This is a genomic window from Pseudomonas sp. PGPR N4, assembly GCF_059693665.1.
The window spans coordinates 1774431-1787104 of the sequence record NZ_JCAUKV010000001.1; the positions used below are offsets into that span (position 1 = coordinate 1774431).

9 protein-coding genes are annotated in these 12674 nt (G+C 52.4%); 8 read left to right on the plus strand and 1 reads right to left on the minus strand.

Annotated elements, in window-relative coordinates:
* Nucleotides 1-2: 2 nt before the first annotated feature.
* From AC58X1_RS07985 to AC58X1_RS08020, 8 genes are all read left to right on the plus strand, one after another.
* Entirely contained in the window at nt 3-2216 is a 2214-nt protein-coding gene (locus AC58X1_RS07985; protein ID WP_497428613.1) for a hypothetical protein, read from the plus strand.
* On the plus strand, nt 2209-4281 hold the full coding sequence (locus tag AC58X1_RS07990; RefSeq protein ID WP_497428614.1) for a tyrosine-type recombinase/integrase: 2073 nt from the start codon (nt 2209-2211) through the stop codon (nt 4279-4281). The genes AC58X1_RS07985 and AC58X1_RS07990 overlap by 8 nt, the downstream gene beginning before the upstream one ends.
* Nucleotides 4278-5267: a hypothetical protein gene (locus AC58X1_RS07995; protein WP_497428615.1), complete on the plus strand. Its 990-nt coding sequence runs from the start codon at nt 4278-4280 to the stop codon at nt 5265-5267. The genes AC58X1_RS07990 and AC58X1_RS07995 overlap by 4 nt, the downstream gene beginning before the upstream one ends.
* A complete protein-coding gene (locus AC58X1_RS08000) occupies nt 5264-6592 on the plus strand; it encodes a site-specific integrase (protein WP_497428616.1) in 1329 nt (442 codons plus the stop codon). The genes AC58X1_RS07995 and AC58X1_RS08000 overlap by 4 nt, the downstream gene beginning before the upstream one ends.
* A gap of 284 nt (nt 6593-6876) precedes the next feature.
* Nucleotides 6877-7479 carry a hypothetical protein gene (locus tag AC58X1_RS08005; RefSeq protein WP_497428617.1) on the plus strand — a complete coding sequence of 201 codons (603 nt, stop codon included), beginning with the start codon at nt 6877-6879 and terminating at the stop codon, nt 7477-7479.
* 157 nt (nt 7480-7636) lie between these two features.
* Nucleotides 7637-8098, plus strand: a complete 462-nt coding sequence (locus tag AC58X1_RS08010; protein WP_497428618.1) for a hypothetical protein — start codon at nt 7637-7639, stop codon at nt 8096-8098.
* Nucleotides 8099-8216: 118 nt separating this feature from the next.
* On the plus strand, nt 8217-8714 hold the full coding sequence (locus AC58X1_RS08015; RefSeq protein WP_497428619.1) for a hypothetical protein: 498 nt from the start codon (nt 8217-8219) through the stop codon (nt 8712-8714).
* A gap of 180 nt (nt 8715-8894) precedes the next feature.
* A complete protein-coding gene (locus AC58X1_RS08020; protein WP_497428620.1) occupies nt 8895-9803 on the plus strand; it encodes a bacteriophage abortive infection AbiH family protein in 909 nt (302 codons plus the stop codon).
* A 452-nt stretch (nt 9804-10255) separates the two neighbouring features.
* Here AC58X1_RS08020 and AC58X1_RS08025 read toward each other — a convergent pair whose 3' ends face one another.
* On the minus strand, nt 10256-12439 hold the full coding sequence (locus AC58X1_RS08025; protein WP_497428621.1) for an AAA family ATPase: 2184 nt from the start codon (nt 12437-12439) through the stop codon (nt 10256-10258).
* Nucleotides 12440-12674 lie beyond the last annotated feature (235 nt).

Sequence of the window (12674 nt, forward strand, 5' to 3'; positions counted from 1 at the left end):
TCATGTTGGCCCACACCGAGTATCTTGAAGAAAAGATCATTAGCAAGAAGGGCCAACCCGTACCCTGTCGATACCGTCAGCATCCCGCCTGGGATCGCGACCTTCCGCTTTGCATTGCTTTGGACTTTGTGTTCAAAAACTACGCAAGCACCCGCACACAGTCTAATGGCTATCTCCTACTGACTGCCATTGAAACATTCATGACTGTTATTCAACAGCACAACTCCGTTAACCCCGTAGGTTTAGCTGCAACCCGCTTTGAGCACATCACTTCGGACTTATTCAGTCGATATATTCATTATATCCAAGCGAGCGGAATCCCCATTTCCTATGCCGAGCGCATGAAATCGGCATTGATTGGCGCAGCAAAGGAAACAGGAAAAATCCCTTTTCTTATCCTGCCCATTGTTCCGCAGAAGCCAAGAAAAGAAACGGAACCACTCGAACCCGAGGCATTTGATGCACTTGAGTCTGCACTACGAGGCCATATCGACGGCCTCTATGCAAAACTTGAGTTTCGAAAGCTGGTTGATGCTAGCGAGCCTTACACTTGGCCCGAAATTAATAAGCATGCTTATCCAGAAGTCTCCAGAGAACAAGTATTGGGGTTCTGCAAATTTAATGGAGGCCACAGCTGGAGCGAGAAAGCGAAGGCGCAGCTCTTAGCAGCTGCTAAGCGTTGCGCGGATCCTGTTATTCAGACTATCGCCCGATCAGGTGGGGACGTTCTCCACGTCCTTATCAACATGGCACGCACAGAACCAGACCTTACTCCACTGGATAGCATCCCAGTGGGGAAACAGCCAGGGCCTGCGGCATGGAGCCCGGAACTCCCTCGCCTCCTGAAAACCCTGTTAGCCCAAGGCTATCCTTTCGAGATGCCCTTGGAACTCATCGCCACACGCTATTCGAAACCTAAGGACGTCCAAGAGCACTACCGTGACGATCTAATCTCGATGATCATGTATCGTCTAAAGCGACTGAATTGGAGCGAAACTGCCGCCCCGCTGCCTCTCTTGGACGACCTGCTGGGTCTTTATTTTCCAACGGAATTGGACATGACCGCTCTGGTATTGTTCATCATGCTGCAGAGCAACTGGAACAAAGAGGTAGTGCTGGCCGTAGACCGGCACAACTTTGAGCACGCGCTGACCGCTACCATTGAAGATTCACTTCGCGTGGTGTTTTCTGAGAAGCAAAGGTCTCAAAGCAACAATACCGAATACCTTAAGCCCCAAAGGCAGAACGCGCCGACTTCGACCAAAGACCCGTACTCCATCTATAACATGATCCGTCTTGCCAACCAGCTGGCAAAACCTCTCATGAGGTATGAGCTGGATTATATACCGCAGGGCGAAACAAAAGACAGTTTTAACCCTCTCTTCTTCTGCATCCGGGATCACGCTGACTGGCTCAATAAAGGCGGACGACACACTTCTATCGCAAACCCCAAAGCGTTTCGCATTGGCGTGAAGTACCTGCTTGAAAAGTACGAAATCATCGAGAACGGGGAACGCCTCACAGGCGCCAAAGACCTCACGCGCCGTCTTCGTCCTACCTGGACGGCCTATAAAAAGAAAACGCACCCTCTTTCGATGTTGTCCCGCATTAGTCTGGGTCATAAGGATCAGGCGACGACGGACATTTTCTACGACAACCATGCCCAGGCCCAAACGGAGCGTTTCAAACGACTGCGTGTTGCTTTTGAAGAAATCATGGATCTGCTTCGCTCTCGACAGTTCAAGGGCATGTTGCTAACTGCCCATGCGCAGGAACAGGCCAGTGGCGAGATCAAGTTCTTCCATATTCCTGGCCATCGCCGCGCTATGTGGGGGTGCCGCGACCAGATGAAGCCAGATTGGGCAGGCGCACAATCTCTGCGCGAACAGGGAAAGAAGTGCTTCGAGCTGGATCAGTGCATCTTCTGCAGCCAGATCTGGATTTTCGAAGACTCACTGCCCTACCTGATCGAGCGGATGAGCCATCTTATGCAGGAGATGGAGGAAGAAGACGACATCATCTTCTCGTCGCGGGTAGCTAGCGAAATCAAGGCACTGGAATTCATCCTTGATAACTGGCCAGTCATCGAAGATGAAGACGAGGACGAAGATGCCATGACCAAAGCCGAGAAATTCCAGCGCCTCAACAAGCCCCTGCTACCCCGTAATCTAAATAGTCTTAAACTTCTCTTTGAAAGCGAGTCGCTCGATGTCTGAACTGACCCTGGAAGAACTTGAACGCGAACTGGGCTTGGACATCGAAGACGCCCGAAGCGAAAACAAGGATGACATTGAGGAAATGTTCAAGGAAATTGATCTCTCAGTTCTTTTGGTGCGCGGAACGCTGAAGTATAAGCTTTTGCATGGCGAGGGCGACTTTGCGATCAGTGACAAGTCTAACTATATGAGCCCGTCGTGGTCGCTGCCCAGTGGCAAACACCGCCACCCTAACAATGTCAAGTTTGATCGATCAGTTCTTGGCTCCAACGACCTGAAGCGCGCATTGATCTTTCACATGCTCCCTGAAAACGCCTTCATGGGAAACATTCGTTCCTATAAAACTTCCAACACTGCCGCAAATCAATATTCAATTCTAGAAAAATATATTTTCACGGACAACTACCTCGACGCCACACCCGAGAGCCTGCTCGCCATCTCTGCTACCTTGATCAATAAGGCATTGGACAAAGCACGAGAACAAGATAAGAAATCCCACTACTTTGTCTTGTTCAAGTTTGTGATGCTGTGGGCATCGCTGTCCAGCCACGACATGATTCCGGAAGAACTGAAGATCAAGGTCACCTTAAGCGAACTTGATACGATTGAGCGTAAGCAAGACGTTGTGAATGTGTATACCGGCAGCATGGAAAGCTGGGTCGCATACTCGGAAGAAGATCTGGAACACCTCATGGACTATGCGCTGTTCTGGACTGAAAAGGCGCTGCCAGAGCTTCTAAAAGCCAAGGACTTTGTTCTGCAGAATGATTACACCCAGAACAAAGGCATCATTTACAAATACAGCTATCCTCATGAAGCAGAGGCGGCACTCAATATTATCGTTGATGATCGCAGAGTTATGAAGCCCTCGATCAAAACTCGGCAACAAGATGGAAGAACATTCCACGTGACCTCTTGGCGTCGCAGTTACAACAAAGCAATGGACAGGGTGCGTAACTCTATTTTTATCCTTCTTGCACTGATGACAGGTGCCAGGAAGTCTGAACTTGCCACCCTTCGCGACTCTGATATCTTCAAGGATAAAGTCGGTGATTACTGGGTCAATATCACCCGATGGAAAACATCCAAAGACCCGAATTACCGTGGCGACACGGAAGCGCTTCCTCTCCCGAGGTTTATCGGGGAGGTCATTGAGCGCTATGCGGAAGCTCAAACTGCAAACCCGGAAATCATTCGCCCTTATCTTTTCCAGGCCAATGAAAGCTACCGAAAGGTTGAGAGAGCCACGCCGGGTTTGATTAACATCCTTCTTACGCAACTCAAAGATGAAATCCCTGTAGAGCGCCTGCACCCCCATCGCTTCAGAAAGACAATTGCCGAAATTCTTATCAATCGGGATGAGCGAAATATCGAACTCATTCGCGCACTGTTCGGCCATAAAAGCTATGCCATGACGCTGAGGTATATCGCTCGCAACCCGCTCATGGTTAGAGCGGTAGCAATTGCCATTGAGCAAAGCTATACCAAGGACTTCCGCGAACTTATTGCCGAGATCAAATACGGTCGTTTCTCAGGCACTGCGGGATCGCGAATTGCGGAACAAGTGCTTGCCAAGCCTGATGAATTTACTGGCAGCCAGATGCGAACTTCGGTCTTGCTCTATGTTTCTCACCTTTTGAAAGCCGGCGAGCCGATCTTTATTCGTCGTACTGCGATTGGCACGTACTGCGTGACCGGTGAGGATTATACCCCGAGCAATCTCCCGCCCTGCATTGAGCAATCATGGGAACCAGGTCAAGCACTTATCCCCAACCCAGGAAACTGCCAAGTGGAATGCAACAAACTGGTGTTAGTGGAAAAGGCCAAGACTGCGCTGGAGGAAAATATCGCCTTCTATTCAGCGATCCTCGATAATCCTGACTCCAAGCTCAATGCAAAAACCGAGCAGGAATTGGCAAGGCGTGTGGCTGCCAGTAAGCACCACCTGAGCAACCTCCAGATGAACCGCCTGCCGCTTCCCCTCTACACCGACTCTGGTCACAAGATGGTGGGGGCTCAAACACACAAAACCCACATCATTGTACGGTCAGGAGAGTTCGCATGAATGTCAATTCAACGCGAGAGCGCCTGATCAAGATCATCGCGGAACATCAGCTGGCCGGGGATGGTTCCAAGCTAAAAATTGGTGATTTAGCCATTTTGGCTGGAATTAGCCGTCAATCTTTCAATCGTTATTATGATGACCTAAAGCCCTATATCACCGGCGATAAGAAAATCGGGGAACTCCTGACAAGTTCCGACGACAGTTCGCTTTCGGATTTCCTCATCAAGAGTCAAGCTAGGATTGAGGAACTGGAAGGCTCGCTGGCTGAGCAGCAGGAAGAACATGCGCGGCTCATGGAAAAGACCTTGAGCAATCATATCTCCACTCTGATGAATAATGACATTGCTTTTTTCAGTGCCAATAAAATTCGCGCCAACTTCGAATCCCAGTCCCTGCAGGTCGACAATCTTGGCAATAAGATTCTTGAACTAGAAGCAGAGCTCGCACTGGCCAAAATGGAAAGCTCCACCCCAGACAGTGCAAATTACGCCACAGGCAGCAGGGGCAAGGTGACGGTGGTCGACATGGACATCGAGACGCTCTTCAAAGACTACATGAAACATAAGGATCTGGAAAAATACAGTACCGAGAGGCTTCGTCTAATCAAAGCCACTACGGATCGAGTTGAAAAACTAGCTAAGACTGAGAACACAGCAGTAGCACTATTCTTCGAGCGCTACATATCGCGATTCAGTGTCTTCTCAGATAACTACCAACATCACTCCCCACAGAATGTCTTGCTGGTTCGAGCCCCTCTTTTCAGACGATCCGAGTACCTGCGTTTCCTGAAGTCATTGGACACCCCAACCGAGATAACAGCTTACGTCCCTGCGTGCCTCTCCCCAGCAGACAAGCAGGCCCAGAGAAGCTTTTTCGCCAGAATCGTTCCAGACTTTGAACTGAGTGAAGCAGATTCGGCTGACCCATTAAAACTGGAGCAAGGGTTCCATCGCGTGATCCAGTTCAATATCAAGCAAGGTGAATGATGATCACCATCAAACGGCAAGACATCACTTACCATAGCAGTGAGTTGAATACCTCAGTCTCCCATTGTATCTTGGTTGCAAACCATAAGAAGAAGCAGGTGTTGCTCAGCCATGCAAATCTATATCTCTATTACGTCTCAAGAAAATCCATTGCGACTTCAAGACGATATGCCAGCATAATTTTGATGTTTTATAGATTTCTTTCAACGCAGTCACACTTTGAAAATATAGATCCCGCCCAGTACCACGTTATTGCAGATAATAGGGATATCCGACGCTGGAAAGTGCAGAGGCAAATTGATCGCGTGGCGCGAGGTTCATTGCGACCAACCACTGAAACAACGTCGCTTGATGCTACAGTTTTGCTTTTTTACTTCCGCTGGCTCAAAGACAACAAGTTTGTCACCAACGTTGATGTAGCGCTCAGAACCTGGCAGGCAAAGTTTAAGAGCCCGAAAATGCTCAATTACATTCAACTCAGGGCGCGAGTGAGCATCGACAGCAGAAACATCGACACGCTTGACCGAGCGAGCAGGCAAAAGGTATCTCGCGATTTGATTAGCAATCGCGAAATCGAGACTCTGCTCAAGTCATACAACGACCCCGTGTACGCTGCGATGTTTCTGTTGGCGATGGGCACAGCTATGAGACCGATGGACTTGTGCAATTTTCCGTACATAGGCAACGGAAAGAACAAGCATATTATGCCATTCTCGGACATGGCCAAGTCTGCCAAAACCGTGAAATACAAGATCGAAGCCAGCAAAGGCAATAAAACCAGAACAATCACGTTAAATATGTCTGACCTTGAAGCGCTGGAGAATATTTACATCCGCGAGCATTACCACGTTCGCCGAGGCCTCTATAAGAAGCGGTTTGGTCACGAATGCCCGTTAGACGTTCTGTTTTTGAATTCGCGGGGCATCCCCGTTACGCCACATATGGTTGCCACCCGTACCTATGTTGCTAAGCAGCGGGCTATGCAAACTGATCCAGAGTTCAGACCCCACCTCTCCTTTTATGAATCTCGGCATTGGTGGCCGACCAAATATCTCATTGAGTTTTTTGGAGACAAACTGCTCACTGAATATGCAGACGGCTATTTCCAGGCAGCGGCCCAGGCGCTTGCCGATCAGATGGGGCATTCATCTGTTGAGACCACATACAAATACTATGTGAATATGGCCAGGGTGGTGATGGACGCTCACGCCGGGCGGGTGCAGGAACTCATCAGTGCCCCGTCCAACAGCGTCATTGAGTTCTTGCATTTGTTTGACGACACGAAGCTTGAAGGCATCATAAACGCGTCTGATGACGAGGGCTGAGGCCTCCGTCACTGCTAGCCCGCGAGGATGACGACACAGCGCTGAGTCAGCCCCAGGCATCCTCAGTCAAACGCCCTGCTCTGCACGCTCGCTGTGAAGATCAGCTACCCCTTATGGCCCCCGCCGAAGGTGGCAGCGCGAGCCGCAGGAAATTAGAGCTCACCCGCAGCAGGGGCCCGCCACATAGAGCATGCGGTACCATAAGCCGCCAATCAATCAGATGGCACTAGGGCTCACGATCGCCTGTGACTAGCTCCAGGCCAAACATTATAGGTGCACAAGAAATGGAAGCTGAAAGCTCGATGATCGGTTTGGTCGAACAGGAAGCGCGCGACGTTTTCCTTCGGTTGGAGAGTGCCGAGGGAGATTCTGAGTTGCTCCAACTGCTGTCCGGCGTAACCAAGGAAGATTACGCCCTGATCGGCGAACTCATCCAGACGTACTGCATGGCCGACGCATTGTGCCGTGGCCTCACCGCCATGCTCAAGGAGCACCGGCTTGGTACCGCAAGCGATTCGATTTTCTCACTGAACGATACCGACGTCCTCATTCACACCAAGAAGGAAGCCCGGGATAGCGCCTTAAATATAGACAAAGCCGGCATCATTTCGGCGGTTGAGACGCTTGAGATGCACAGGATCTTCCGCCACACCTTTTCTCACTGGGTGGTCAAACGGTACGTGGACGGGAAGCACCTGGTAGCGCTCACCAAAAGTGCTCCAGATGCGCTGAAGCGCGATGGAATTGCGCTGGAAGGTGGTCAGGCCAAGTTCACAGCGTTTCGGATTGATCTGCTGCTGACAGAGCTGGAGAAGGTCAAGGGCCACTGCAGGTTCTTGTCGGAAGTCCACGCTTACCTGGAAAGCGGTGCTGCAACCCAGGCGTGAGCCGAGCCCGTGCGCAAAGCGCGCAGCCTTCGATAGAGGTCATCCACGAGGTAGCAGCAACGGCACCCAGTTGAGTTGCACGCCACCTGCCGAACCGAAGATGCTTGAGTGAGTCCTGGTCTCCCTGGCCAGAACATTCTTTGCATCAGGAGTACTCATGAACCTTCTTCGCCCCCACCCCGCTTGGCGATTGAACTACCCCTCAACAAACCAGGCACTGTTCGCCATTGCTCTATGGCCAGTTCTGTTTGCGATAGGATGCTGGCGGACGCCGCAGATCGCAGTGTTCCTGAACTCGTATGGCCTAGACCTCAGCATGGCACAGGTGTTTCAGGCAGGGCTAGGCGCGTATGTCTTGCTACTGGCACGTCACCGCTGGCTCAACCGTCGCCACTTCGAGCGACACGCCGACGAGATTGACCGTCACCAGCAACTCAGCGAGGTCGAACGGGACTTGGCAGTGCGCGGCTGCAACAACACTGATGCGTATCAAGCTGTGACGAGCGAGCAGGCTGAGTTGAAAAAGCGTTTGGGTTTCCTGGCTGATCTCGATAATTTCTACAGCAAGCTGCAGTCCCTGACTCAGATTTTGAGGTGGCTGCTGAGCAAGCTCAAGTAAGCTGACAGGTCTGGACACCATGCCCCTAGGCACTGGCCCAGTCCGCTGAGGCTGGCCTAGCAGGCGCCGACTGGGGTTGGCAACTCAAGTTGCGACAAGGGATTTTCGAGAAAGCACCATGACTACCCAGCTAGACATCGCAGCAATCAAAAAACAGACGCGCCTCGCTCTGCCGGGAGACGATGGATACACCTTCCGACTGGGGATCGTGCTGTACGGCTTCGCCTCGATCAGCAGCTTCATGGCTGAAATAACCAGCTACCTGGATCCCGATGTTGACCAGACAGCGCTACGAGCCAAATGCGGTGGCGTTATTCTCACGGCGTTTCGCAAGGGCGTGAAGAAGGCCAAGCAATCAGCACCGGCGGTAGTACCTCATGGCAGAGCCGCTGGGGACTTATTCCAGGCCCTTAACACCCGGCGCTCGGACATTGTCCACGCTTACCCGATTACCAGCACGTCAGACGAGCAGATTTTGCATCGCCGGCTGGACGAGAGAAATCGACACTTCGACGTCAACAACGAGACTCTCGATGCGTTCATTACCAAGCTTCATGACGTGAGCACCAGCCTCTACAAAATCCGAGCAATCGTGAGGCCTGACCTAGGCGACTGAAACGCCCATTAAGACGTGGGCAGCAGATGTCTCACCAGACCATCAGGAACAACCGCGCCCGTGTATCCAGAGCCCTGAGGACGACTGCGCACTGTGAAGTACCCAGTCGAGTTGAGCTCGCCTTGAGCCAGCCGGCAGCCCCTTTGAGCTTTAGCCCGCGTCCCTTCCCGAGGTCGACAGATGTCCAACAACACGCTTTACATCATTGGTAACGGATTTGACCGGAATCACGGGATGCCTACTGGGTATGGGCATTTCAAGGCTTACGTGCAAGTCAATGATCGGGATGTCTACGATTGGATTGAGGACTACGTACCCGCCGGCGGCGACTGGGCCCATCTGGAGGCGGCGCTTGCCGACCTCGATACCGACCACATTGTCAGCAGTCTCAGCCACTTCATGGGATCATATGCTGACGATGATTGGAGCGACTCGGGACATCATGATTTTCAATATGAGATCAATCGAGTGGCGGAGGGATTATCGGCCACGCTCCAAACGCTGTTCGCTCAATGGATCCGGACGATTGAGGTACCTGATTCAGCCAATGCGCCGAATCGATTGGGCAATCTTGATCTCACCGCCACTTATCTCACCTTCAATTACACCAGCACGCTGACTAGCGTCTACCAAGTACCTAGGGCGAACATTCTACATATCCATGGCGAATCCACTGATGAGGACTCCGAATTGGTGCTGGGCCACGGGTGGGCTCCGGAGCAGCGCCCATCCCTCTTCGAAGCTGTTGATCACGAAGATTCCGACCATCGCGTCATCGAAGCCATGACATCGTTGGACGATTTCTTCACCGCCACTTTCAAGCCCTCACATGCAATCATCGAACGTCATGGCGATTTTTTCGCACGGCTGGGCACAGTTCAAGAGATCGTCGTGCTGGGGCATTCCCTGGATGCGGTGGATGGGCCTTACTTCAAGGCTCTCGTACGCGCAGTAGACAACCGCCAGGTACCTTGGACGGTTGCTGTACTTCCAGACGACGATGAGCGAGAAAAAGTCTATAGGCTGCAAATGCAGGGCGTCGATCCTGCATTAGTTCGATGCAAGCCTTGGAGCGAATTTCATGCGTGAGGACTGGGATAGCCATGAAGAATACATGGCCTGAGGAGAATAAGTGCAGCTACCACCTAGGTACGTTCAAATTAACGGCGCGGAAGGGATCTCATGTGCATGCACACGGTCTCCCACTGCCCGAACCGGAACCGGTTGTACTGGCGAACCAGCACGACTTTTCCATGACTGTTCATGGCGTATTCTCCATCTGATCTCAGCGGGCCGCTGATAGCCTTTACACCACGTGCAAAGCGAGCAGATGACTTCAGGCAGGAAGGAGAGTCCTTGGGTAGTAGCTGCGGGCACAATGCTATCAGCGCGCTCGCAGGCTGAAAAGCCCGGCTGCTACCTGAATCGATTCATGTGACACTCCACTCAGACGGGTCGACTTGAGGCACTGGTCTTCCCGAACCAATTGAGCAGTTGACCAGTAGCCGCCCCGTTTTTTGATGACGCACCCGCGCCACGAATCAGCCCATCATTTTGTTATAGTGCTCCTCAAAGTCGGTCTTCACGAACACTTGGCGGAATCGCTCGACATAGACCTGCGGATCGATTTCGCCAAAGTCGGTGATGTTAACGGCATCAGCATGCGATTCGCGGTTGATATAGCGGTATAGGGAGCGGAATTGCGGATCCTGATCACCCAAGTCTTCGAGCGCCTGGGCGAGCTTGTCTTTGCAATGAACGAACGTGAAGTAGTACTCCAGGATGTTTCGCATCATGTTGGGAATCACCGTAACCGACGTGCGACCATCCAGGGCGTCTTTGATCGTCTGCCAGAAGGACTGGTAGTCATTCTGAATCTCCTTAGGCTGCATGGCGACCACAGTACTGTATTCGGATTTAGTGATCCTAAACAAGGCCAGCTGGCTCGCCTCCTGCCTACCATTCCCCCTGCCCCGCCCCCCGTCTTCATTCATGAGCTTGACCATCTCGTGGAAGAAAAACAGGTTATGGGTCAGGATGATTACCTGCTTGAACCGGGTTTTCGGACTCAGTACATGGCGCTTGATCAACGAGGCAATGTCGTACACGTAATTGTGGGACAAGCTCGAAATCGGATCATCGATCACGATGATGCGGTCGCTGATCAACCTCCCTGCTGCAGCGTTCAGCTCACCGTTGCAAACCTCTAGGAAATACAGGAAGGAAATGAGCGTTTTCTCGCCCTCGCTGAGCGTCTTGAAGACGTCCGTGCGTTGCTCGGGGCGCTGCAGCCTGTACTGAGGGACTTCCCCTTCCTCTTTGGTCAACTCAAAGCCCTTGAACCCCAGGATGCGGAGCCATTGGTTGATGCTGTCGACTGACTGATCGATATTGGTGATGGCCGCCTTGGACTGGGCGATGATTGCCCGCTCTGCCCTCGCCTTCACGCGCAGCGCCTCAATATTATCCCTGGCTTGCTGCTGCGCCTGAGCAAGTTCCTGGTCTTCCTGAAGGTAGTGATCAAGTAAGGCGCCGCACGCTTTTCTCAGCCCCCCCCAGAAATCCTCCCTGATCCGGCTCAGGTGGATCTGTTTGTTCTTCACCTTGTGGTTGAATTCATCGATGACTTTCTGCTCGACCGCGATGAGCTCGTTCAGGGTGTCAATCAATCCCGCAGTCACCTCTAGCTCAACCGCAATGGATGGGCTGGTCGCCTTTTTAACGATGAGTTGCTGGTTTCGCTCCAGCGCTGCAGTGATTTTGGAGATTGTGAGTTGAAATGATGGGTGCTGATAACCGGCACCGCGCAGGCGCTGGAGGGTCTGCTCGACGGCACCACTGTAGCGGCGGTGAATATCCGCGAGATCGCGTATACGCTGCTCGTAGGTTTTGTCGAAGATCTTCGCGAGCTCGGCATGAAAGCCCTCTGGCAGCGGTTGCTGGCAGAACGGACATAAATCGCCCTCAATGCGTGGAAAGGTCAGCGCATGCTGAACCCAGTCGGAGTGACCGATGGAGTGAATGAGGTCAGCCAGGTAGGAGTTGTCTGAGCCAGTGATGATTTCCTTGAAAATAGGATGGCTTTCAAGCTCAAAGGCTGGAAACCCGATAGGCTGAATCGAGGGCAATTGTGCATCCGACGCAGACTGCAACGCCTGGGCCTCTGCCATCAGCTCCTCGGTGGTGACACTGCCTGTAGATTCAGCTGTCGCCTGGATCTTATCCAAAAGCCGCTCTTTGGTATTGAACCCTTGTAAGCAATAGGCCAAGGGTGTCCCATCAAACGGCGTTTTAAGCTTCCAGAGACTGTCCTTCAGCGCCTGCTTGGCAACCTCGCGCGCGGTCTTGCTGGCTGTGCCCTTGGCCAGCTCTTGCTCCTGCTGCGTTGACAGCACCTTGATAGCGGCCTGCGCGGCATTCAGGGAAGTCTCGGCTTCGATATTGCCGGCATTGAGGGTGAACACCCCAGGCTGAGCCACGTCCTCATGGAAGTTCTTTTCCAGGAACGTATGGTTGTAAACTAGGATCTCTCGCTCGGGGTCAGCAGGCACCATGCTGCAGGCCCGGTAGTAGGCTTCACCAGGGGCCTGCAGATAGTTGCCGATCGTGCTCTTACCCGTCCCGTTTTGACCGTAAAGCATGCTGACCCGCTTCAGGGGGCCGATGGCAGTGTGGGCGTTGGGTGAATAGCTTGATACGCCGCGTATGAGCAGGTTCTCGATCACAGGGCAATCCATCGCGCGAAAAAATCGAGATTAATCGGTCTGCAATAAATTGCAAAGTGCCACCATTCGCCAAACCAGGCAACAGCGTCTTGGCCTCCCCGTTTCCAAGCGCACCGAGTATCAAACGCGAAGCATGAGCGGCTTAGTTGCTTACCGTCGGACGATCTCACGCCTACTGGAGGGCGGCATCCTTCATGGTGTTCGCTATCGAAGTCTGGCGCCAGAAGGCTGCCAT